Below are 23,397 nucleotides of genomic sequence, written 5' to 3' on the forward strand. Positions count from 1 at the left end.
GCGTTCACCTGAACGTCTTGCGCGGATCGAAGGCATCGCGGACGCCTTCGCCGATGAAAATCAACAGAGACAACATGATCGCCACGGCAAAGAAGCCTGTAAAGCCAAGCCATGGCGCCTGCACATTTGCCTTGCCCTGCGAGAGCAGCTCTCCGAGTGACGGCGAGCCGGGCGGCAGGCCGAAGCCGAGGAAGTCCAGCGCCGTCAGCGTCATCACCGACGACGAGACAATAAACGGCAGGAACGTCATGGTCGCCACCATCGCATTCGGCAACAGATGGCGGAACATGATGGTCTTGTTCGAGACACCAAGCGCGCGCGCTGCCTGAATGTACTCGAAATTCCGGCCACGCAGGAATTCGGCGCGGACGAGACCGACAAGCGAGACCCATGAAAACAGCAACAGTATGCCGAGCAAAACGAAGAAGCCAGGCACCAATACCGACGACAGAATCAGCAGCAAATACAGTGACGGGATCGCTGTCCAGATTTCAATGAAGCGCTGGAATATGAGATCGACCCAACCACCAAAATATCCCTGGATTCCACCCGCCGCGATGCCAATGATGGAAGAAATGATGGTCAGCGCCAGACCGAATAACACCGAGATACGGAAGCCATAGATGAGACGTGCAACGACATCACGTCCCTGATCATCAGTCCCGAGCCAGTTGTATTCGAGATCGCGGCAACTCTTGAGCCCCTTCTTCTCGACCACCGGCTTGCACTGGGCTTCGGTGAGCATCCAGGTCGGCGGCGATGGCGCCGGCGTCGGCAAATCGAGATTATGCGTATCATACGAGTAGCGGATCAGCGGCCAAACAATCGTGCCGCCTTTGTCTGCAATCAATTTCTGCAGGTAAGGATCGCGATAGTCGGCGGATGTTTCGAAGTCGCCACCGAACGTCGTCTCGGAATAATTTACGAATGCCGGAAAATATAAATGACCATCGAACTTGATCAGGAACGGCTTGTCGTTTGCGATCAATTCCGCAAACAGTGAAATGAAGAAAAGAATCGAAAAAAGCCAGAATGACCAATAGCCACGGCGATTGGATTTGAAGTTCTGCCAGCGGCGCCGATTCAGCGGCGAGGGACTGAAACGATGACGCGTCGGCGGCACAGCTTCTCCGAGGGGAGCCTGCGATGTCGTCTCAGCGGGTGGGGACACGATCGTTGTCATACTTCTCGCGCCTCGAAATCAATGCGCGGATCGACCCACATATAGGCCAGATCCGAGATCAGATTTACGATCAGGCCAACGAGCGAAAAAATAAACAGGGTGCCGAACACCACCGGATAGTCGCGGTTCAGCACACTTTCAAAGCCGAGAAGGCCGAGCCCATCGAGCGAAAAGATCGTCTCAATCAGCAATGACCCGGAAAAGAACGCATGAATGAAGGCGCTCGGAAAACCCGCGATCACAATCAGCATCGCGTTGCGGAAGATATGTCCGTAGAGCACCTGCCATTCGGTACACCCTTTGGCGCGGGCAGTCATGACGTATTGCTTGCGAATCTCGTCGAGGAACGAATTCTTGGTCAGCAATGTCATGGTGGCGAAGGCGCCTAGCGCCATCGAAATCAGCGGCAGCGTAATGTGCCAGAAGTAGTCGACGATCTTCCAGTACCAGGGAAACTGCAACCAGCCATCCGACGTCAATCCGCGTAGTGGGAAAATGTCAAAGAACGATCCACCCGCGAACAGAATGATGAGGAGGATAGCGAACAGAAAGCCCGGAATGGCAAACCCAATGATGATAATTCCCGAGGTCCAAGTATCGAAACGAGAACCGTCCTGGACTGCCTTTCGAATACCCAGTGGAATCGAGATCAAATAGGTCAGCAGCGTCATCCAGATGCCAAGCGACATCGAAACCGGCAGCTTCTCTTTGATCAGCTGAATGACACTCACATCCCGGAAATAGCTTTTTCCGAAATCGAAGCGTGCGAAATTCCAGACCATTAGCAGGAAGCGTTCAGGTGCGGGCTTGTCGAAGCCAAACTGCTTTTCGAGGCTCTTGATGAAATCGGGATCGAGCCCCTGAGCACCGCGATACTTTGAGCTGACGGCGTCCGCGGTCGCTCCAGCCTGCGGCCGGGACGCAAAGTCGCCTCCGGATGAGCCCGAGATCCGCGAGCTGGCGCCGGTGTCCGACCCGGACAGTTGCGCGATCACCCGTTCAACCGGACCGCCAGGGGCAAACTGCACGACGACGAAGGACACGAACAGAATTCCCAGAAGAGTGGGAACCATCAGCAAGATTCGGCGGGCGATATAGGCTGTCATGACTTACTTTGCCTGCTCGGGCTTTTTGGCCTTTGCCTCATCAAACCACCATAAATCCGGCACGCCCGCACCGGCGTAGCGCGGAATATTTGGAGGATGGGCGAAGACATCCCAATAGGCAATGCGGTGGCTGGCCGAATACCATTGCGGGACCCAATAACGGCCGGCGCGGAAGACGCGGTCGAACGCCCGGCAGGCGATGCGCAAATCGTCCCGATTGTCTGCAGCAATGATCTGTTCGATCAACACGTCAAGCGCTGGATTGGCGATCCCGGACAGGTTTTGCGAACCTTTGATATTGGCAGCCTGCGAGGAGAAAAATGTGCGCAGCCCATCTCCCGGCGTTGAATCCATGCTGAAGCGTTGAATCGCGACATCGAAATCGAAATCATTGACACGAGCGCGATACTGTACCGGATCGACGAGACGAATGTTGGCGTCAATGCCGAGCACGCCCAGGTTCTTGATATAAGGCGCGTGATGGGGCTGGAGAGCCGGCTCATTGATAAGGAATTCCACCCGAAATTGCGTGCCGTTCGGCAATCGTCGCTTGCCGTCCTTCATCACGCATCCGGCGTCTTGCAACAGCTGCTGGGCCTTGCGCAGTAGCGCGCGGTCCTGACCAGATCCATCAGAAACCGGTGGCACGAACGGCTCACCGAATACTTCATCAGGCACCTGACCACGAAACGGCTCAAGCAACTTGAGCTCTTCCGACGACGGCTTTCCTGTCGCCATCAGGTCCGAATTCTGGAATGGCGAGTGAGTACGCGCATAAGCGCCGTACATGATGGTCTTATTGGTCCATTCGAAATCGAAAGCTTGACCTAGCGCCTCGCGGACGCGCGGATCCTTGAACTGATCGCGCCGTGTGTTGAGAAACCAACCCTGCGCGCCTGACGGCGTGTCGTCGGGCAGAACTTCCTGTTTAACGCGACCGTCCTTGATGGCCGGAAAATCATACCGCGTATTCCAGATGCGCGCGGTGAATTCCTCACGGTACAAATAATTGCGCCCGGTAAATCCCTCGAACGCGACATCGCGGTCACGATAGAATTCGTAGCGCACGGCATCGAAATTAAATGCGCCGCGCGAGACTGGAAGATCTTTTGCCCACCAATCCTTGACGCGCGTGTATTCGATGTAGCGGCCGGCCTCGAAACGCCCGACCTGGTAGGGTCCTGAACCCAGCGGAATGTCGAGGGTGGATTCATCGAATGGCTTTTTATCGTAATAAGCTTTCGAAAAGATCGGCAGGCTTGCTACATAAAGCGGCACATCGCGTGCTCGCTTCTCGGCAAAAACCACCACGAGCGACGCCTCATCGACAGCTTCCACTTTTATCATGTCGCGCAGTCGCTGCTGGATGGTCGGGTGCCCCTTCTCCTTGAGCACATTCAAGGAAAACGCAGCGTCCTGCGCGGTCAACTTTGTGCCATCGTGGAAACGCGCTTCCGGCCGCAATGTAAAACGATACGTCAGCTTGTCCTTTGAAATCTGCACTGACCGCGCAACGAGCCCATATATGGCGTCGGGTTCGTCGCCCGCCCGCACCATCAGCGAGGCAAAGGTCTGATCCATTCCAACCGCGCCATCGCCCTTCAGAATGTAGCTGTTGAGCGTATTAAAGGTCTGTAAGGACTGATTGTATCCGCCGCTGGATGGCACGGTAGAGAATAGGCCACCCTTGGGCGCATCCACATTCACATAATCGAAGTGATGGAAATCGGGAGCGTATTTCAGGTCACCAAACGCCGACATCCCGTGGAATTCGGGATCATTGCCGGCCGCCGAGACCGACGGCCGGGCAAACACCGCGACAGCTGCACTGCCACCCAGAACGAGAACAGACCGCCGCGAAAATTTTCTCAAGAACGCCTGCCAATCTTGTTCGCTCTTTCGGCGTCGAACCACCAGATCGCCGGAAACGCGGACGTCCCGTATTTTGGCAATTCCGTCGGGTGACCGAAGCGATCCCACCGCGCCGTACGCACGCGCGGATAATTCCACTGTGGCACGACATAGTGATTCCAAAGCAACGCACGATCGAGCGCTTTGGTTGCAGCAACGAGATCGGCACGATCCTTTGTGAAGATCACGCGTTCGATCAATGCGTCAATCGCCGGATTCTTGATGCCGATGAGATTGCGAGAACCTGCCATATCGGCGGCCTGCGAACCCCAATATTCACGTTGCTCGTTGCCCGGCGACAGCGATTCCGGCCAGGAAGACACCACGACATCGAAATCCCAGCTTCGGAGGCGGTTCTCATACTGTGTAGAATCGATCGTGCGCACATTCACCGTCATGCCGAACTTTTCCAGCGACGACTTGTAACGCAGCAAGACCCGCTCAAAGGCCGGGTCACTCGTCAACAGTTCCATCTCAAATGGTACACCCGACTTGACGTCGACCAGCCTGCGATCGCGTACCTCGTAGCCGCCCTCCTTCAGAAGCCGAAAACCCTCGCGCAAATTGAGGCGCACATTCTCGGCGCTGCCTCCAACCGGATTTTTGTACTCCGTCGTGAACACTTCGGGCGGTAGTTTATCCCGCACAGTCTCGAGAATTTCGAGCTCTCGTCCCTCGGGCAAACCGCTTGAGGCAAGCTCCGTTCCGGCGAAATAACTTCCAATGCGTTCGTACTGTCCGTAGAAAAGCTGCTGGTTCATCTCCTCGAAGTCGAACCCAAAATTCAGCGCGCGCCGCACCCGCGCATCCTTGAATTTGTCGCGGCGGATGTTGAAGACGAACGCCTGCATGATGCCGGAGCTGCGGTTCGGAAATTCTTGCGTCACAACTCGCTTTTCAGTGACCGCCGGGAAGTCGTAAGCAGTTGCCCAATTCTTCGCGCTGTTCTCGGTGCGCCAATCGAGCTGGTCACCCTTGAAGCCTTCGAGCGCGACCGTGGTATCCCGAAAATATTCGTATCGGATTTCATCGAAATTGTTCTGGCCAACGTTCACGTTGAGATCGCGGCCCCAATAATCCTTCACGCGTTCCAAAATCAGCGTTCGTCCCGGCACGAATTCCTTGATCCGATAGGGACCGCTTCCGAGTGGCGGCTCCAGCGTTGTCGCGGAAACATCGCGATTGGCGCCGGATGCATTTTTTCCTTCCCACCAATGCTTCGGCAACACGTTGAGCTGACCGACGATTTGCGGCAACTCGCGATTGCCGGGTGCATCGAAGGTGAACTTGATATCACGGTCGCCGACTTTCTCCGCCTTCACCACATGGCGATAGTAAGCGGAGTAACGCGGATGATGCTTTTTGAAAGCATCGAGCGAGAAAATCACATCCTCCGGCGTTACCGGCTTGCCGTCGTGCCACTTCGCCTCCGCGCGCAACCGGTAAGTCACAAATGAAAAATCCGGCGGGTAGCTCATCGACTCGGCGAGCAAGCCATATTGCGTCGAGACTTCATCAAGCGCGGATGTCGTCAACGCCTCGAAAAGATCTCCAAGCGGCGCAAGCGATCCTTTCACACCCTCGGTGACCGGATTGAAATTGTCGAAGGTGCCGATCGCACCCAGCCGCACCTGCCCGCCTTTTGGAGCATCGGGATTAACGTAATCGAAACGTTTGAACCCTGCGGGATACTTCACGTCGCCAAACAGCGAGAGCCCATGGCCCCATGCTTGGCCATCTTGAGCATTTGCCGCATCGACAATTGGTAACCCGGAAACGGTCTTGAACACGGGAGCAGCAGCGATGAAAGCCGCGCTCTGAAGAAGACTCCGACGAGAAATGCTCAAGATCAAAGTTCCTGTTGCTATCGGAATGACAATCCGGACGCGGGATAATCGGCGCAACGTTTGGACGGATTATGTCGGTTTTTGGATATGATACCAGCCCGGCATAGCACCCTGTTGCGGCCAAACGTCCCGACAGACATGAGCCTTACAACGCAAAACGGCCAGGCGAACCTGGCCGTCAAATGCATTAAATTCCTGTAACAGCAACCAGCTGAAAGCCGGTCGTTATTGAGGCAACGGCTCCGGATGATCCGACAGCGTGCGCAGATAAGCGATCACGTCGGCGCGCTCGCTATCCTTCTGGATGCCAGCAAAGCCCATCGCCGTGCCCGGGATAAAGCCCTTCGGATTAGCGATGAACTTGTTGAGGTCATCGTAGGTCCACTTGCCGGGCTTGCCCTTCATAGCAGCCGAGAAGTTGAAGCCGCGGCCTTCGCCACGCGTCTCGCCAACGATGTCGTAAAGATTCGGGCCGACCTTGTTCGGTCCGCCCTTTTCGAAGCTGTGGCAAGCCGCGCACTTCTTGGCGGCGGCGGCGCCCTTCTCCGCCGAAGCGGTCTGGAGCAATTTCTCAATCGGCTCGGCAGGTGCGGCAGCCGCAGCGGCAGCGCCAGGTGCACCTTCGGTTTCCTTCACCGCGATTTCAAAACCCGGCTTTTCCAGCTTCGCGGGCGCGAAAATGGCGTGGGCAGTAAAATTGGTCACAAGCAGAACGAGGCAGGTGCCGAGCACCGCGCCCATGATCTTGTTTAGTTCAAAGGAGTCCATTTTCGATCAGGCTCCGGGCCGGAATTTCGAGATGCGCAGCCGCGGGAACGGCCATTGAAATGCCACCTGCAACAGGCGTGCGGCGCCACACAGGTAACGGCGTTGAGATAACGGTTTGCCTGCCTTCTGGCAACCCGTATAAACGGGCGAGTCCTTGAGAACACCCGTCATTTCCTCATCAAATCGGCCGCCTGAGCGCCCCTCGACCCCAATGACCAAAAGCCGCACTTTGGTGCTGATTCCCGCCCGCATGGCGGCGACGCGCCTGCCCGGAAAACCTCTGCTGGACATCGGTGGCCTGCCGATGATCGTTCACGTGCTCCGGCGGGCGCAGGCCGCCCAAATCGGCCGGGTGGCCATTGCAACCGACTCAGCTGACATCGCCCAGGCGGTGACCGCCCACGGCGGTGAAGCTGTGATGACCCGCGCCGACCACCCGTCCGGATCCGACCGGATTTTCGAGGCGCTGGAAACGCTTGACCAGACAGGCGAGATCGAGACCATCGTCAATGTGCAGGGCGACCTGCCCACCATCGAGCCCGCAGCCATCAAGGCCGCCGTTGGGCCGCTCAAGGATCCTGGCGTGGATATCGCCACTTTGGCGGCAGTCATGCGCAGGGACGAGGAACACACCAATCCGAACGTGGTCAAAGTCGTCGGCTCACCTCTCGGCGAGACGCGGTTGCGGGCGCTTTATTTCACCCGCGCGACTGCGCCATACGGCGAGGGCCCGCGCTATCATCACATCGGGCTCTATGCCTATCGTCGGCAGGCGCTGGCCCGGTTCGTCGCGTTGCCGCCCTCACCTCTCGAAATCCGCGAGAAGCTGGAACAGCTTCGCGCGCTTGAAGCCGGGATGCGGATCGACGTGACCCTTGTTGACACAGTGCCGCTGGGCGTCGATACGCCTCACGACCTTGAGACCGCACGCCAGATGTTGGCGGGAAGACCATCATGACCAAATCCTTGAAGATCGCTTTCCAGGGCGAGCCCGGAGCCAATTCTCACATTGCGATCGTGGAAGCCTATCCCGACGCCACGCCGCTGCCCTGCGCGACTTTTGAAGATGCCCTTGCGGCCATATCATCGGGCGAGGCCGATCTGGGCATGATCCCGATCGAGAACTCGGTCGCAGGCCGCGTCGCAGACATCCACCATCTGCTGCCCCAGTCAGGACTTTTCATTGTCGGCGAATGGTTCCTGCCGATCCGTCATCAGTTGATGGCGCCGCGCGGGGCGAAACTCGATGACATCAAAACCATCGAAAGCCATATCCACGCGCTCGGCCAGTGCCGCCGCATTATCCGCAAACTTGGCGTCAAGCCGCTCGTAGCAGCTGACACCGCGGGCTCGGCTCGTATCGTTGCACAGCGTGGTGACAAGAGCTGCGCGGCGATCGCCTCACGCCTCGCCGCCGATATTTATGGCCTCGACATTCTGGCCGAGGACATCGAGGACGAAGATCATAACACCACGCGATTTGTGATTCTCGCGCGTGATGAAAAATGGGCCCCCAAGAATTCCGGTCCCCTCGTGACCACGTTCGTGTTCCGCGTGCGAAACCTTCCCGCAGCACTCTACAAGGCGATGGGCGGCTTCGCTACCAACGGCGTCAACATGACCAAGCTCGAAAGCTACATGATCGAGGGCAATTTCTTCGCCACGCAATTCTACGCCGACGTGGACGGTCACCCCGATGATCGCAACCTGGCCTTCGCGCTGGAGGAATTGAAGTTCTTTTCGAAAGAACTTCGCATTGTCGGCGTTTACCCGGCACATCCCTTCCGGGTCGCATTCAGCGAAAAGGCGGCGGAATAAGTTAGGCGGCCGCCTGTTTTCCAAGCTTGAACGCGTCTGCCAGCAGGCTGTACGAGCGCTTGCGCGCGTCGTGGTCAAAGACCGCGGTGATGACCATCACCTCATCGGCTTCGCTCGCTAAAATTAGCGGCGAGATTTTCTGCATCACCGTTTGAGGACTGCCGACAAATAATCGCGAGCGATTACGCGCGATGTGCGCCCGTTCGGCGTCGCTGTAGGGATAAGCCTTCGCCTCTTCGATACTTGGCAACGGGATATACTGGCCGCGGTCGCGCAGCAGCCGGTTGAGATCCGCGGACGCCGCGAGTTGCTCGGCCTCCTCATCCGTCGGCGCCATGATCACTGCAATGGCAAGGATACTGTGTGGCTTGTCACGCCAGCGCGACGGCTTGAAATGCGCGCGGTACCACGTCATCGCGTCAACAGCATCGTGAGACGCAAAATGATGGGCGAATGCGAAGCCCATGCCGATCTGCGCTGACAGTTGCGCGCTGTAGTCACTCGATCCGAGCAACCAGATCGGCGGCAACGGCGCATCATTCGGCATCGCCACCACGTTGTTATAGGGATGGCCTTCCGGAAACTCCCGCGTCTCCCACAGCGTCAGCTCGATCAGCCGCTCGAGAAAGTCGTCGTCCCCATCACGTCCGTCAAACCTACGACGCAGCGCATGAACGGTCGCATGGTCCGTGCCCGGCGCACGGCCGAGCCCGAGGTCGATGCGTCCCGGAAACAGCGCTTCGAGCATCTTGAAACGCTCCGCCACCATCAGCGGTGCGTGGTTGGGCAACATCACGCCGCCCGACCCGACACGAATGCGCTGGGTCGCGGCTGCGATCTGTCCAATCATGATGTCGGGCGCGGGACTCGCGACCGACGCCAGGTTGTGATGCTCCGCCAGCCAGTAGCGTGTGTAACCGAGCTGATCGGAATGTTGCGCCAGATCGATGCTGTTACGCAGAGCGACGGACGGCTTGGTAGCTGTGGTAACGACCGAAAGGTCGAGGATGGACAATGGAATCATGGTGCTAGGCTAGTGGCCGGTGCGTCGTGGACAAGAGGGCCACAAAGCGCAGCGCCCAAGCCTTCGGCGCGCGCCTCTAGAATGGGCAAAAATTTATAAATGAGTGAATTTCACGCAAATGCCCAACCAATCAGCCCATCATAAGCTGATGATTGCTAATTTTTCTTCAGTATCTCAAGACTTTCTGCCTCCTCCATCCTGCCCACCGCGCTCCTATATCGGGAATATAACTAGCCCATGACAGTATAAGTGGGCAATTTCCCATGATAAATCCAGCTTGAGTGGGCTGTCGGATCCCGTCTCTTTCATCTATTTTAGACGCCTGCCCAAGGACTGCGGCACCGACTGGGGTGCCGGATTTTGAGATGTGGAGTCTTCAAGCGTGACAAGCGAAACACCCGGCGCACAGACGCAAAAGCTCCCGACAATTTCCTTCGAGTTCTTTCCGCCGAAGACGGAGGAAATGGAACGCAATCTGTGGGAGGTCATCAGCCGGCTCGCGCCGCTGACGCCGAACTTTGTCTCCGTCACCTATGGGGCTGGTGGGTCGACCCGCGAGCGCACCCACTCGACCATCGCACGCATTCTCTCTGAAACCGACCTGACGCCGGCAGCTCACCTGACCTGCGTTGACGCCACGCGCGCGGACGTGGATGACGTCGTGGCGCGTTATTACGAAGTCGGCGTTCGCCATATCGTCGCCCTGCGCGGCGATCCGACGAATGGAATCGGCACCGCTTACCAGGCTCATCCGCAAGGCTATCAGACGTCGGCTGATCTCGTTGCCGCGATCAAACGAAACCACAGCGATATGGAAGTCAGCGTCTCAGCCTATCCGGAAAAACATCCGGAGAGCGCCGATCTCGATGCCGACATCGATGTCCTAAAAACCAAGGTCGACGCTGGCGCGGCACGCGCAATCACGCAGTTCTTCTTCGATAACGACCTTTACTTCCGCTATCTCGACCGCGTTCGCGCCGCGGGGATCACAATTCCCATCGTCCCAGGCATTTTGCCCGTGCAGAATTTCAAATTGGCGAGCAATTTCGCCAAACGCGCAGGCGCGACGCTGCCAGAGTGGCTCGCGAAGAAATTCGAAGGCCTTGATGACGATGCGGACACCCGTCGTCTCGTGGCAGCGACGGTTGCCGCCGAACAGGTGCAAAACCTCACGGCCCGCGGTGTCGAGAATTTCCACTTTTACACGATGAACCGTGCGGATCTCGTGTTCGCCATCAGCCACCTGCTCGGCATTCGCCCGAACGGTGCGCAGAAAGCAGCTTGATCCATGACCCAGAAAACTTCTCCCAAGGCCGATCATTTCCGCGCGCTCGCACGCGAGCGCATCCTCGTGCTCGATGGCGCGATGGGCACGATGATCCAGGGACTGCAGTTCGATGAAGCAGCCTTTCGTGGCGAACGCTTCAAGGATTTCCATCGCGACGTTCGCGGTAATAACGACCTGCTGATCCTCACCCAGCCTAAAGCCATCGAGGATATCCATCACGCCTATCTGCGCGCGGGCGCAGATATCGTCGCGACCAACACATTCTCGTCCACGTCGATCGCACAGGCCGACTACGACATGGCTGACATCGCCTATGAGATGAATCTCCAAGGCGCGAAGCTCGCCTGCAATGCGGCCAACCGCGCCACCGCAGAAGATGGTAAGCCGCGTTTCGTCGCCGGTGCGCTGGGCCCGACCAATCGCACGGCCTCGATTTCGCCGGACGTTGCCAACCCCGGCTATCGCGCGGTTACGTTTGATGATCTGCGCATTGCCTACAGCGAACAGATCAACGGCTTGCTGGATGGCGGAGCGGACCTGCTGCTGGTCGAAACCATTTTCGACACACTCAATGCAAAAGCAGCCTTGTACGCGATCGCGGAAATCTCCGAGGCCCGCGGCATTTATGTGCCGATCATGATTTCCGGCACCATCACCGACAAGTCCGGTCGCCTTCTGTCCGGTCAATTGCCGGAGGCATTCTGGTATTCGGTGCAACACGCGACCCCGATCACCATCGGCTTCAACTGCGCACTCGGCGCGGAAGATTTGCGCGCGCATATCGCCGACATCGGTCGTGTGGCAAATGCACTCGTCTGCGCGTACCCCAACGCGGGTCTGCCCAACGAATTCGGCCAGTACGATGAGAGCCCCGAATACATGGCGCGGCTGGTCGGCGAGTTCGCCCAGGTAGGCCTCGTTAACGTGGTCGGCGGCTGCTGCGGCACGACGCCGGATCACATCGCGGCGATTGCTGCCGCCGTTGCGCCACACAAGCCTCGCGTCGTACCGGCCATCGACCCGCTCCTGCGCCTGTCCGGCCTCGAACCCTTCTCGCTCACCGCGGATATTCCGTTCGTCAATGTCGGCGAACGCACCAACGTGACGGGCTCCGCCCGCTTCCGCAAACTCATCAAGAATGCCGACTATACCGCCGCGCTTCAGGTGGCCCGCGATCAAGTCGAGAACGGCGCACAGGTCATCGACATCAACATGGACGAGGGCTTGCTCGACTCCAAGCAGGCGATGATCGACTTCCTCAATCTCGTGGCCTCCGAGCCGGATATTGCTCGCGTGCCAGTGATGATCGATTCGTCGAAGTTCGATGTCATTGAAGCCGGTCTGAAGTGCGTCCAGGGCAAACCGATTGTGAATTCTATTTCGCTTAAAGAGGGCGAGGAAAAATTCTTTCACGAGGCGACTATTGCGCGACGTCACGGTGCAGCTGTTGTCGTCATGGCGTTCGACGAGACCGGCCAGGCCGACACCTATCAGCGCAAAATCGAGATCTGCAAACGCGCTTACGACCTTCTGGTTGAGAAGCTCGACTTCCCACCGCAGGACATCATTTTCGATCCCAATATCTTTGCGATCGCGACCGGCCTCGAAGAGCACAATAACTACGGCGTCGACTTCATCGAGGCCACGCGCTGGATTCGCCAGAACCTGCCGCATGCGCACATTTCCGGCGGTGTCTCAAACCTGTCGTTCTCGTTCCGCGGCAACGAACCAGTGCGCGAGGCGATGCATTCGGTGTTCCTGTATCATGCCATCAAGGCCGGCATGGACATGGGCATCGTCAACGCCGGGCAGATGGTCATCTACGACGACATCGATCCCGAGCTGCGGCAGGTTTGTGAAGACGTCATTCTCAATCGCGATCCTGGCGCATCCGAGCGATTGCTGGCGCTGGCGGAAAAATTCCGCGGCCAGGAAAAGCAGACCAAGGAAGCGGATCTCGCCTGGCGCGAATGGCCGGTCGAAAAGCGGTTGTCGCATGCGTTGGTCAACGGCATCACGGAGTTCATCGAGGCCGACACTGAAGCCGCGCGTCTCACCGTCGATCGTCCATTGGGAGTGATCGAAGGCCCACTGATGGCTGGCATGAACATCGTCGGCGACCTGTTCGGCGACGGAAAGATGTTCCTGCCGCAAGTGGTGAAGTCCGCCCGCGTCATGAAGCAGGCGGTCGCCTATCTGATGCCGTTCATGGAAGAGGAAAAAGCCCGCAACCAGGCGAATGGTATTGCCGGCGATGGCCGCAACTCGGCCGGCAAAATCGTGCTCGCCACAGTGAAAGGCGACGTCCACGACATCGGTAAGAACATCGTCGGCATCGTGCTCCAGTGTAACAATTTCGAGGTGGTCGATCTCGGCGTCATGGTGCCCGCCGCCAAGATCATCGACACAGCGAAAGCTGAACAGGCAGACATTATCGGGCTCTCAGGATTGATCACGCCGTCACTCGACGAAATGGTATTCCTTGCGTCTGAACTCGAACGTCAGGGCCTCGATATTCCACTGCTGATCGGCGGCGCCACCACCAGTCGCGTCCACACCGCAGTGAAAATCGATCCGGCCTACAAGCGCGGGCCTGTTGTTCACGTCAACGACGCCAGCCGCGCAGTGGGCGTTGCATCATCGCTGCTGTCCCTCGATAGGCGCATCGAATACGCCCGCGAGATTCGCGCCGACTATGCGAAGATTTCCTCGGCGCACTTCCGCGCGCAGCAGGATAAGAAGCGGCTGAAGCTGCAGGACGCGCGCAACAATGCCTTCAAGATCGATTGGTCGCAGACCAAACCGACCAAGCCTGCATTTTTCGGTCTCAAAAGCTTCAGCGATTACTCGCTCGCAGAACTCGCCGAATACATCGACTGGACGCCGTTCTTTCAGACCTGGGAATTGGCCGGTCGGTTCCCTGCTATTCTCGATGATCCGAAGGTCGGCGAAGCGGCTCGCGCGCTCTACGACGACGCTCGCAAGATGCTTGACCGGATCGTCAAGGAGAACTGGTTCAAGGCCAGCGCCACGATCGGCTTTTGGCCTGCGAATGCGGAGGGCGACGACATCGTCCTCTACACCGACGAGTCTCGCAAAACACCAGTCGCTACGCTGCACACGTTACGCCAGCAGCTCGAGAAGCGCGAAGGCCGCTTCAACGCTGCGCTATCGGACTTCATCGCCCCTCAGGTCAGCGGCGTGCCTGACTATATTGGCATGTTCGTCGTCACGGCTGGCATTGGCGAGGATGTCATTGCGGATCGCTTCAAGAATGCCAATGACGACTATTCGTCGATTCTTGTGAAGGCGCTGGCGGACCGTCTCGCCGAGGCTTTCGCTGAAAGGATGCACGAACGCGTGCGCAAGGAGTTCTGGGGCTATGCACCGGACGAAGCCCTGTCGAGCGATCAGATGATTCTCGAGCAATACAAGGGCATCCGCCCTGCTCCTGGTTATCCCGCGCAGCCTGATCACACCGAGAAGGCAACGATCTTCCGTCTGCTCGATGCCGAACGGACGGCGGGCGTAAAGCTCACCGAGAGCTACGCGATGTGGCCCGGCTCATCGGTCTCAGGGCTCTATTTCAGCCATCCCGAAAGCTATTATTTCGGTGTCGGCAAAATCGAGCGCGATCAGGTGGAGGACTACGCCGCCCGCAAGGAACTTTCCGCGGAAGAAATCGAGCGCTGGCTCGCGCCTATTCTCAACTACATCCCGACCGCGAACTCTAACACGCCATCGAAGGCCGAAGATGCGACCGCCGACACGGCCTCGCATCCTCCCGGATGCAACTGCGCATTTCACCTGCAGTATCGCAAGAAAGCGGCGCAAGCGAGCTAGTGTCCCGTCACCGAATAACCGACCAGTTGCCGATAAGAGATTAGTCGCAAGACGGTCGGAAATTGCGAGACGCCACACTAGTTGCGGCAGCCGTACTGTCTCAATCTGAGAACCCAAGCGTCTGCTGCACGTTAGCGGCAGACGATATCCTGTCATGTCGAGCCGCAGGAAACGGAACTCGAAACCCTCACGTGTGTGTGATGTCAATTGATACGGAGCAGGGAACAGCGAGCCGCGCGCTGGGTTGAAGACGAGTCTATTTCGTCCCTCAAAAATAAGGAGTTCAACAATGAAGCAGGTGACATTGCTCGCCGCGGCAGCGGCTGTGAGTGCACTGATAGCCACCCCTGTCATGGCGCAGGACAATGTGCGCACCAAGTCGGGCGCGCACATGAAGGGTACGCAGCATCACGCGCGCATGCAGACCCGCGCCATGCAGAACCGCCAAATGGCTCGCGATCGCATGGCCTATCGAGGCGACAATTGGGATCGCCGCGACACCGGTTTCGCGCCGGGAGCCGTTGCTGGGGGAATTGTCGGCGGCGCCATCGGCACAGCCGGCGCAATTACTGCCGGCGCTGTGAATACCGCAGGCGCGGTAGCAACCGCGCCGTTTGGCGGCGGGCCGTACTACAACACGGGCTATTATGGTGACGCCGGTTATGGCAGCCGCGTGCGTTATGGCGGATCTTATGCATCCGCAGACACCATGGGCTGGGGTAACCCGGGTTATGGCGGCGGCTATGGCTATACCACGTACAACTATGACGGCGTCGCAATTCCTGGCTCACCAGACTTTGACGCACGAAATGGCTTCTCGTGCCGTCCGGGAAGCATCACCAAGAGCGGCGCGATCTGTCAGTAATCACTGGGATAGATTTCGGTCCGCTATGAACTCAAACGGCGGCTGCACAGCCGCCGTTTGGTGTATGTGCAGCTCTATTCGCCTGGATCACTCGCCAGCACGCCCTTCACCGCCTGCGACCACCCTTTGAGTTTCCGTGTGCGCGTGGCTTCGCTCATATTGGGCTTAAAGCGATGTTCGAGCCGCCAGCTGTCGGCAAAGCGTGCGGGTTCAGGATAGACACCCGCGCCAAGCCCGGCGAGATAGCCCGCACCAAGCGCCGTGGTTTCCTGAATCATGGGTCGATCCACCGGTGCATCCAACAAGTCTGCGAGACGCTGCATGGTCCAATCCGATACGGTCATGCCGCCGTCAACGCGCAGCACCGTATTCGCATCCGACGCCTCGGGCCAATCGGCGCGCATCGCAGCCCAAAGATCGTAAGTCTGATAACACACGCTCTCCAGCGTCGCGTGCGCAAGTTCCGCTGGTCCCGTGTTTCTCGTCAGCCCGAACAGCGCACCGCGCACACGTGGATTCCAGTAAGGCGCGCCGAGCCCAACAAATGCGGGCACGAGATAGACCGACTGCATGGAATCGGAGCGGTCCGCAAGCGGCCCCGTTTCACTGGCGTGCTTGATGATGCCGAGGCCGTCGCGCAACCACTGCACCGCAGAGCCCGCAACAAAGATCGAGCCTTCCAGCGCATAGGTCCGCTGGCCATTCAACTGATAGGCAATCGTCGTCAGCAGCGTGTTCTTGGAAGCCACCGCCGTGGTGCCGGTGTTCAGCAGAGCAAAGCAGCCCGTGCCGTAGGTCGATTTCATCATACCCGGCGTAAAGCACGCCTGACCGATGACTGCCGCCTGCTGGTCACCCGCGATGCCGCGGATCGCGATGGCGCCACCAAACAATTCCGGAACGCTCTCGCCGAAATCGGCCGATGAATCGCGCACGTCCGGCAGCATCGAGGGCGGCACGCGCAGCAGCTTGAGCAGATCGTCGTCCCACTGACCGGTGTGGATGTTGAACAGCAGTGTGCGCGAGGCATTGGTCGCGTCCGTCGCATGGACCTTGCCGCCGGTGAGCCGCCACAGCAGATAGCTGTCCACCGTGCCGAACATCAGTTCGCCGCGCTCGGCGCGTTCGCGCGCACCCGGCACGTGATCGAGAATCCAGGCAACCTTCGTCCCGGAGAAATAGGGATCAATGATGAGACCGGTCTTGGCGCTGATGGCAGGTTCATGTCCTTCAGCTTTCAGCTTGGCACAAAACTCCGCCGTTCGCCGGTCCTGCCAGACGATAGCCCGATGCACGGCGCGGCCAGTTGCGCGATCCCACACCACCGTGGTCTCGCGCTGATTGGTGATGCCTATGGCGGCAATATCAGCCGCTTTGACGTTGGCTTTGCGCATGGCCTCGCGGCAGGTCGCAATTGTCGAGGTCCAGATATCTTCAGGCTCATGCTCGACCCAACCGGACGCCGGGAAATGCTGTTGAAATTCCTGCTGCGCCTGCGCTGCGATCGAGATGTCAGCGCGAAAGACAATGGCGCGAGATGATGTGGTGCCCTGGTCGATGGCCAGAATATGGGACGCCATGTCGTTTCCTCAAAACATTTTCGTTTCCATTCTTGGGCGCAAGCAAACCGAAAGCCACCGCATCCGTCAACCCGCGCAGCACATACAAAAAGGGGCTCCCGACAGGGAGCCCCTTTTTAAGATTTCGCGTTAGGTAAAGATCAGACAGCCGCTGTGGTTACGCCACCATCGATGACGATCGTCTGCCCGGTCATAAAGGTCGAAGCATCCGACGCCAGATAGACAACGGCACCAGCGATCTCGTGCGGTTCGCCGATACGGCGCAACGGTGTCGTTGCGGTACGTCGCTTGAGATTGGCTTCATCTTCCCACAGCGCGCGCGCAAAATCGGTCTTCACGAGACCCGGAGCGATGCAATTGACTCGTACGTTCTTCGGACCCCATTCGCCGGCCAGGCTGCGGCACAATGCAAAGTCAGCCGCTTTCGAGATGCCGTAAGCGCCGATGACGGTCGAACCACGAAGGCCGCCGATGCTCGAAATAATAACGACCGAACCGCCGCCACGCTCGGCCATTTTCGGGATCGCGAGGCTCGATAGCCAGATGTTGCTCTTGACGTTCGAACCCATGATCTTGTCGAACGCCTCGTCGGTGATGTCGAGCAGCGGTCCGTAGTACGGATTCACCGCCGCGTTGCAGACGAGAATATCGAGCTGACCATAATGCTTGATGGTGCCATTGATCAGCGCTTCGACTTCGTCGCGGCGACTTATGTTGCAGGCGATGACGTGTGCGTCACCGCCCTCCTTGCGAATGCCCTCGGCTACTTCCTGGCAGGCGTCAGCCTTGCGGCTCGAGACTACGACCTTCGCACCCATACGGGCGAGAAGCTCCGCGGACGAACGGCCGATGCCGCGGCTTGAACCGGTGACGACAGCCACCTTCCCCGCCAGATCGAATGGCGACTTTGTCATGGCTGTGTCTCCGATTGCTATCAGATCAGACCGCCCTGCTCGCTGACGCGGCGCAGGTGATAGTCGGTGTCCCCGAAGGTGTTCTCGATCATGGTCAGCCGCTTGAAGTAGTGGCCGATCTTGAACTCCATGGTCATGCCGACGCCGCCGTGAAGCTGGATCGCCTGCTGGCCGACAAACTTCAGGGACTTACCGATCTGCACTTTCGCAGCCGCCACCGCATTCGCCCGTTCCTTCGCATCGGTGAATGCGCCGGCCATGGTGGCGAACATCGACATGCTGCGGGCTTGTTCAAGCGCCACGAACATATCCGCCGCACGGTGCTGAAGGGTTTGGAACGTACCGATTGCAACGCCAAACTGTGTGCGTGTCTTGAGATACTCGACGGTGGATTTCAACGATTCATCCATCGCTCCGACAGCTTCAGCGCACATCGCGATGCGGGCTTCGTCCACGACTTGCTCGATCAGCGGCAGCGCGTTCTCGGGATCTCCGATGGCGGCATCTGCGCCGACCTCGACGCCGGCAAACGTGATATCAGCGGCGTGCAGGCTGTCCTGGGTCGGATAGCCCTTGATCGTGACGCCCTTCGCGTCGGCGGGCACCAGGAACACACCGATGCCGTTGCGATCACGTTGGCCGCCCTTGGTGCGCGCGGTCACGATCAGAGTATCCGCCGAGTCACCATTGAGGACAACGAACTTGTCGCCGTCGATAACCCAACCGTCGCCCTTTTTCTTGGCCGTGGTCGAGACATCGCCGAGATCGTAGCGCGAGTTCTTTTCGAGCTGGGCAAAGGCGAGCGTTTTGCTGCCGTCGATGATCGACGGGATATAAGCAGCCTTCTGCTCGGCTGAGCCGCCGTGACGCAGGAAGCCACCGCCAAGCACAACGGTCGCAATATAAGGCTCCACCACGAGTGCCTTGCCCATCGCTTCCATGACGATCATGGTCTCAATTGCACCGGCGCCGAAGCCGCCATCTTCCTCGGAGAACGGCAGACCAAGCAAACCCTGCTCCGCGAGCTTACCCCAGACAGCTTTGCTCCAGCCCCCCTTTTCGGCAACGTACTTCTTACGCTGTTCAAAATCGTAGGAATCCGCGAGCAAACCGTCCACGCTATCCTTCAGGAGCCGCTGCTCCTCGGACAAATCAAAATCCATTTTAATTCCTCAACTCACAAACCGAGAACGGCTTTGGTGATGATGTTGCGCTGAATTTCGTTCGAGCCCCCATAGATGGAGACTTTGCGATTGTTGAAGTAGCTCGGCGCGATCTGCGCGGTCCAATCCATCGCCTCGTTCGCACCATGTTCGTGATCATCGTAAGGCGCGGCGAACGGCCCGATGACTTCCATCATCAGTTCAGTTGTGGCCTGCTGGATTTCGGAACCCTTGATCTTGAGGATCGACGATGCCGGATTGGGCTTGCCCTTGCCGTGCTTGCCTTCATCGGCAACGACGCGCAATTGCGTCAGTTCGAGCGCCTTCAGCTCGATCTCGACGGCGGCGAGCTTCTCGCGGAACTTGTCGTCCTCAATCATCGGCCGTCCACCGGATTCGACCTTGGCGGCCAATTCCTTGATGCGGCGAATGCGTTCCTTGGACACGCCAACGCGGGCGATGCCGGTACGCTCGTTGCCGAGCAAGAACTTGGCGTAATCCCAACCCTTGTTTTCTTCGCCGACAAGATTGGTGACCGGCACCTCAACGTCATCGAAGAAGACTTCGTTGACTTCGTGGCTGCCGTCGATGGTCTGGATCGGGCGCACGGTGATGCCGCGCGACTTCATGTCGACCAGAATGAACGAAATGCCTGACTGCTTCTTGGCGGTCGGGTCCGTACGGCAGAGACAGAAGATCCAGTCGGCATACTGCGCCAGCGTGGTCCAGGTCTTCTGGCCATTAATCACCCAGACATCGCCTTTACGCTTCGCCGTGGTCTTGAGCGAGGCGAGGTCTGATCCCGAACCAGGCTCCGAAAAGCCCTGGCACCACCAATCATCAATGTTCGCGATACGAGGCAGGAAGTACTTCTTCTGTGCCTCGTTGGCGAACGTGTAGATCACCGGACCAACCATGCTGACGCCGAAAGGCAGCGGCGACGGTGCCGGCGCCATCTGCATTTCTTCGTTGAAGATATAGTGCTGCGCCGGCGTCCACCCGGTGCCGCCGTATTCCTTCGGCCAGTGCGTCACCGCCCAGCCCTTCTTGTTCAGAATACGCTGCCAGTTGACCATATCCTCTTTGCCGAGGTGCCGGCCTTCCTGCATTTTCTGGCGCGTCGATGCCGGAACGTTTTCCCTGAAGAAGGTCCGCACCTCATCGCGAAATGCCAGTTCTTCCTTGGTGAAGCTAAGATCCATCGGACCCTCCTTGAGAGCTGAAATCCGTTATTGGAGAATTTCGAACAGTCCGGCTGCGCCCATGCCGCCACCGACGCACATGGTCACGACGCCGTACTTCGCTTTGCGGCGACGGCCTTCGATCAGCACGTGTCCAGCCAGACGCGAACCGGTCATGCCATACGGATGGCCGACAGCAATCGAGCCGCCGTTGACGTTGAGCTTCTCTGGGTCGATGCCGAGCTTGTCGCGGCAGTAGATCACCTGCACGGCGAAAGCTTCGTTCAGCTCCCAGATGTCGATGTCATCGATCTTGAGGCCGTGACGCTGCAGCAGGCGTGGAATCGCAAACACTGGGCCGATACCCATCTCGTCCGGCTCGCAGCCCGCGGAGACGAAGCCACGGAAAATGCCGAGCGGCTTGAGACCCTTCTTTGCTGCCATTGTGTCGCTCATCACGACAGCCGCGCTGGCGCCGTCCGAGAGCTGGCTGGCATTGCCTGCGGTGATGTGGCCGTTTTCCCGCACCGGCTTCAGGCCAGCAAGACCTTCTGCAGTGGTTTCCGGACGCGGGCCTTCATCCTGCGACAAGGTGATATCCTTGAAGGACACTTCTTTAGTATCCTTATTTACCACGGCCATCTTGGTCGAAATTGGCGCGATTTCTTCCTTGAAGCGGCCCCCCTGCTGCCCAGCGGCCGTGCGGCGCTGGCTCTCGAGTGAATACTCGTCCTGTTTCTCGCGCGAAATGCCGTATCGCTTCGACACCACTTCGGCGGTGTCGAGCATCGGCATGTAAACGTCGCCCTTCATCGCCACGAGTTCTGGATCGACTGCGTGGAACTTGTTCATGTGCTCGTTCTGCACGAGGCTGATGGACTCACCGCCGCCTGCAACGGCGATATCGAGGCCGTCGTAGATCACCGAGCGCGCAGCCAGCGCGATCGCCTGCAGGCCGGAGGCGCACTGACGATCGATCGTCGTACCGGCAACGCTGACGGGAAGACCTGCGCGAAGCAGCGCCTTGCGCGCGATGTTGCCGCCGGTTGCGCCCTGCTGCAGAGCAGAGCCCATCACCACGTCTTCAACTTCGGCACCTTCGATGCCGGCGCGCGACACTGCGTGCGAGATGGCGTGACCGAGCAAGGTCGCGCCCTCGGTGTTGTTGAGAGCACCACGAAAGGCCTTGCCGATGGGTGTACGCGCAGTGGAAACGATAACGGCCTCGGTCATGGGTGACCTCCTGTGACTAGTGGTTGCGACTGTTTGCGTTGTTGAGAGCGTAGTTCGTGGCGGGACAGTTTGCCGACACTCGTACGCGGCAGTTCCTTCACGAATTCGACGGCCACCGGCAGTTCGTGCTTGCCGAGTTTGCCGGTCAGGAATTCGCGCAGTTCTTCGATGGTGAATGGCGTTGCGTTGGCACGCAGCGTCACGAATGCCTTCGCGGCTTCTCCGCGATATTCGTCCGGAATACCGATGACGATGACTTCCTGGACTGCAGGGTGCTGATAAATCGCCTGCTCGATCATCTGCGGGTAGACGTTGAACCCGCCGGAGATGATCATGTCCTTCTTGCGATCGACCAGATAGAAATAGCCGTCGCCGTCCATGTAACCGATGTCGCCGGTCAGGAAGCGATCGCCGACAAAGGCTTCAGCGGTTTCCTTTTCTCGATTCCAGTAGCCGCGCGTCACGTTCGGACCACGGACACGGATTTCCCCGGTCTCTCCGACAGGCAAGACCTGCTTCGGATCATCCAGGGACACCACGTCCATTTCGATGCTTGGTAACATGAGCCCGATGGAGCCCGGCTTGTTCGGCCCTTCCGGAGGATGACTCGTGCCCGGTGAACAGGTCTCAGTCATGCCCCACCCGCTCTTCAGCGTAAGCCCCGTCTTCTTCTCGAAAACCTTCGCAACCTCGACAGGTAACGGCGCGCCGCCTGACCCCGCGGAGGCCAGCGATGACAGGTCACGCTTGTCGAGATCCGGCAGATTGGCGATGGCAATCCACATGGTCGGCACGCCGGGAAAATACGTGGCGCGCTTTTCCTCAATGTCACGCATCACCGCGTGAACGTCGAAGCGCTGATGCATCGAGATCAGGTCGCCGTTGCGGATGTTCCGCAGCAGCACCACCGTCAGCGCGTAAATGTGGAACAGCGGGAGAACCAGAATGACACGCTCGATGGTGTTGCGCTCGGCTTTCGCCTTCGCGCCCCACACATCATAGATCGACACTGCCGACGTCAGGTTGCCATGCGTGAGCATCGCCCCCTTCGGCAGCCCTGTGGTCCCACCGGTATATTGCAGCAATGCAATATCGTCGGCACTGATGGACGGCCACGACGCTGGCGGCTGCGCACCTTCGACGAACTGCTTGAAGGTCACAATCCGCGGATCATCCGGGATTGCCGCGACCGTGTTGCCGACATCGCCCCATCGGGCATCTTCGCAAACGATCAGGCGATCGAGCAGTCCCTTGTTCAGGAACTTCAATGCCATCGGCATCAATGCCGCCAGATTGCAGGTCACGAGCACGCGTGCGCCGCTATCCGTCAGCTTGTGTGACAGCGCGATCTCTCCGTCGAGCGGGCTGAGATGCACGATGCGCGCACCGGCTGTCAGCCCCCCGAAGAAATTGATCGGATGATCCGGCGTGTTACCGAGAAAGAGCGCAATCGACGTGCCCTTGCCGTAGCCGGCCCGCAGAAAGGCTGACGCCGTGACGTCAGCCATATCCTTCAATTCAACGAAGGTGATCGGGCGGTCCCGAAATTCAATCGCAATGCGCGATCCAAAATCGGAGGCCGCCTTCGACAGCAGATCCGGCAAGGTGCCGCGGGCGATAGACGCATCCCAGCGCACACCTTCCGGGTAATACTGCTCCCCGGGGTGCATCAT

At 58.6% G+C, this 23,397-nt stretch carries 17 protein-coding genes; 5 read left to right on the forward strand and 12 right to left on the reverse strand.

Annotated elements, in window-relative coordinates:
• Nucleotides 1-4 precede the first annotated feature (4 nt).
• The 5 genes from ACZ5C3_RS26205 to ACZ5C3_RS26225 form a co-directional block, all read right to left on the reverse strand.
• Nucleotides 5-1,183: an ABC transporter permease gene (locus tag ACZ5C3_RS26205; RefSeq protein WP_464034024.1), complete on the reverse strand. Its 1,179-nt coding sequence runs from the start codon at nt 1,181-1,183 to the stop codon at nt 5-7.
• Nucleotides 1,180-2,289 carry a microcin C ABC transporter permease YejB gene (locus ACZ5C3_RS26210; protein ID WP_464034025.1) on the reverse strand — a complete coding sequence of 370 codons (1,110 nt, stop codon included), beginning with the start codon at nt 2,287-2,289 and terminating at the stop codon, nt 1,180-1,182. The genes ACZ5C3_RS26205 and ACZ5C3_RS26210 overlap by 4 nt, the downstream gene beginning before the upstream one ends.
• Nucleotides 2,290-2,292: 3 nt before the next feature.
• Nucleotides 2,293-4,161, reverse strand: a complete 1,869-nt coding sequence (locus ACZ5C3_RS26215; RefSeq protein ID WP_464034026.1) for an extracellular solute-binding protein — start codon at nt 4,159-4,161, stop codon at nt 2,293-2,295.
• Nucleotides 4,158-6,047, reverse strand: a complete 1,890-nt coding sequence (locus tag ACZ5C3_RS26220; RefSeq protein ID WP_464044363.1) for an extracellular solute-binding protein — start codon at nt 6,045-6,047, stop codon at nt 4,158-4,160. The genes ACZ5C3_RS26215 and ACZ5C3_RS26220 overlap by 4 nt, the downstream gene beginning before the upstream one ends.
• A gap of 225 nt (nt 6,048-6,272) precedes the next feature.
• Nucleotides 6,273-6,815 carry a c-type cytochrome gene (locus ACZ5C3_RS26225; protein WP_464034027.1) on the reverse strand — a complete coding sequence of 181 codons (543 nt, stop codon included), beginning with the start codon at nt 6,813-6,815 and terminating at the stop codon, nt 6,273-6,275.
• A gap of 211 nt (nt 6,816-7,026) precedes the next feature.
• On the opposite strand from ACZ5C3_RS26225, the gene ACZ5C3_RS26230 reads away from it, so the two are divergent.
• Together ACZ5C3_RS26230 and ACZ5C3_RS26235 are read left to right on the forward strand one after the other, a co-directional pair.
• A complete protein-coding gene (locus ACZ5C3_RS26230) occupies nt 7,027-7,773 on the forward strand; it encodes a 3-deoxy-manno-octulosonate cytidylyltransferase (protein WP_464034028.1) in 747 nt (248 codons plus the stop codon).
• The gene (locus ACZ5C3_RS26235) at nt 7,770-8,633 is read left to right on the forward strand and encodes a prephenate dehydratase (RefSeq protein ID WP_464034029.1); all 864 of its coding nucleotides are present in this window, start codon (nt 7,770-7,772) and stop codon (nt 8,631-8,633) included. Before ACZ5C3_RS26230 ends, ACZ5C3_RS26235 begins: the two co-directional genes overlap by 4 nt.
• A 1-nt stretch (nt 8,634) precedes the next feature.
• Here ACZ5C3_RS26235 and ACZ5C3_RS26240 read toward each other — a convergent pair whose 3' ends face one another.
• Complete coding sequence (locus tag ACZ5C3_RS26240; RefSeq protein WP_464034030.1) at nt 8,635-9,657, reverse strand: LLM class flavin-dependent oxidoreductase; 1,023 nt, start codon at nt 9,655-9,657, stop codon at nt 8,635-8,637.
• Between the two features lie 382 nt (nt 9,658-10,039).
• Between ACZ5C3_RS26240 and metF the strand changes: the two genes are divergently transcribed.
• From metF to ACZ5C3_RS26255, 3 genes are all read left to right on the forward strand, one after another.
• A complete protein-coding gene (metF, locus tag ACZ5C3_RS26245) occupies nt 10,040-10,942 on the forward strand; it encodes a methylenetetrahydrofolate reductase [NAD(P)H] (protein ID WP_464034031.1) in 903 nt (300 codons plus the stop codon).
• 3 nt (nt 10,943-10,945) lie between these two features.
• A complete protein-coding gene (gene metH / locus ACZ5C3_RS26250) occupies nt 10,946-14,788 on the forward strand; it encodes a methionine synthase (protein WP_464034032.1) in 3,843 nt (1,280 codons plus the stop codon).
• 289 nt (nt 14,789-15,077) lie between these two features.
• Nucleotides 15,078-15,653, forward strand: a complete 576-nt coding sequence (locus ACZ5C3_RS26255; protein ID WP_464034033.1) for a hypothetical protein — start codon at nt 15,078-15,080, stop codon at nt 15,651-15,653.
• Nucleotides 15,654-15,727: 74 nt separating this feature from the next.
• Here ACZ5C3_RS26255 and glpK read toward each other — a convergent pair whose 3' ends face one another.
• The 6 genes from glpK to pimA all read right to left on the reverse strand — a co-directional run bounded on the left by glpK (nt 15,728) and on the right by pimA (nt 23,397).
• On the reverse strand, nt 15,728-17,233 hold the full coding sequence (gene glpK / locus ACZ5C3_RS26260) for a glycerol kinase GlpK (RefSeq protein WP_464034034.1): 1,506 nt from the start codon (nt 17,231-17,233) through the stop codon (nt 15,728-15,730).
• Between the two features lie 140 nt (nt 17,234-17,373).
• Nucleotides 17,374-18,147, reverse strand: coding sequence for an SDR family NAD(P)-dependent oxidoreductase (locus tag ACZ5C3_RS26265; RefSeq protein ID WP_464034035.1), 774 nt, complete (start codon nt 18,145-18,147; stop codon nt 17,374-17,376).
• 20 nt (nt 18,148-18,167) lie between these two features.
• Nucleotides 18,168-19,310 (reverse strand): pimeloyl-CoA dehydrogenase small subunit, encoded by a 1,143-nt coding sequence (gene pimD / locus ACZ5C3_RS26270; protein ID WP_464034036.1) that lies wholly within the window; start codon nt 19,308-19,310, stop codon nt 18,168-18,170.
• Nucleotides 19,311-19,324: 14 nt separating this feature from the next.
• A complete protein-coding gene (gene pimC / locus ACZ5C3_RS26275; protein WP_464034037.1) occupies nt 19,325-20,512 on the reverse strand; it encodes a pimeloyl-CoA dehydrogenase large subunit in 1,188 nt (395 codons plus the stop codon).
• Nucleotides 20,513-20,539: 27 nt separating this feature from the next.
• Nucleotides 20,540-21,724: an acetyl-CoA C-acyltransferase gene (locus ACZ5C3_RS26280; RefSeq protein WP_464034038.1), complete on the reverse strand. Its 1,185-nt coding sequence runs from the start codon at nt 21,722-21,724 to the stop codon at nt 20,540-20,542.
• A complete protein-coding gene (gene pimA, locus ACZ5C3_RS26285) occupies nt 21,721-23,397 on the reverse strand; it encodes a dicarboxylate--CoA ligase PimA (RefSeq protein ID WP_464034039.1) in 1,677 nt (558 codons plus the stop codon). Before pimA ends, ACZ5C3_RS26280 begins: the two co-directional genes overlap by 4 nt.

The organism is Afipia dichlorophenoxyacetatis (genome assembly GCF_055386385.1).

Excerpts from the sequence above, each read along its gene's own strand:
- ACZ5C3_RS26205 (WP_464034024.1), bottom strand. The coding sequence starts at position 1,183 with ATGACAACGATCGTGTCCCCACCCGCTGAGACGACATCGCAGGCTCCC.
- ACZ5C3_RS26210 (WP_464034025.1), bottom strand. The coding sequence starts at position 2,289 with ATGACAGCCTATATCGCCCGCCGAATCTTGCTGATGGTTCCCACTCTT.
- ACZ5C3_RS26225 (WP_464034027.1), bottom strand. The coding sequence starts at position 6,815 with ATGGACTCCTTTGAACTAAACAAGATCATGGGCGCGGTGCTCGGCACC.
- ACZ5C3_RS26230 (WP_464034028.1), top strand. The coding sequence starts at position 7,027 with ATGACCAAAAGCCGCACTTTGGTGCTGATTCCCGCCCGCATGGCGGCG.
- ACZ5C3_RS26235 (WP_464034029.1), top strand. The coding sequence starts at position 7,770 with ATGACCAAATCCTTGAAGATCGCTTTCCAGGGCGAGCCCGGAGCCAAT.
- ACZ5C3_RS26240 (WP_464034030.1), bottom strand. The coding sequence starts at position 9,657 with ATGATTCCATTGTCCATCCTCGACCTTTCGGTCGTTACCACAGCTACC.
- metH (WP_464034032.1), top strand. The coding sequence starts at position 10,946 with ATGACCCAGAAAACTTCTCCCAAGGCCGATCATTTCCGCGCGCTCGCA.
- ACZ5C3_RS26255 (WP_464034033.1), top strand. The coding sequence starts at position 15,078 with ATGAAGCAGGTGACATTGCTCGCCGCGGCAGCGGCTGTGAGTGCACTG.
- glpK (WP_464034034.1), bottom strand. The coding sequence starts at position 17,233 with ATGGCGTCCCATATTCTGGCCATCGACCAGGGCACCACATCATCTCGC.
- ACZ5C3_RS26265 (WP_464034035.1), bottom strand. The coding sequence starts at position 18,147 with ATGACAAAGTCGCCATTCGATCTGGCGGGGAAGGTGGCTGTCGTCACC.
- pimD (WP_464034036.1), bottom strand. The coding sequence starts at position 19,310 with ATGGATTTTGATTTGTCCGAGGAGCAGCGGCTCCTGAAGGATAGCGTG.
- pimC (WP_464034037.1), bottom strand. The coding sequence starts at position 20,512 with ATGGATCTTAGCTTCACCAAGGAAGAACTGGCATTTCGCGATGAGGTG.
- ACZ5C3_RS26280 (WP_464034038.1), bottom strand. The coding sequence starts at position 21,724 with ATGACCGAGGCCGTTATCGTTTCCACTGCGCGTACACCCATCGGCAAG.
- pimA (WP_464034039.1), bottom strand. The coding sequence starts at position 23,397 with ATGATGCACCCCGGGGAGCAGTATTACCCGGAAGGTGTGCGCTGGGAT.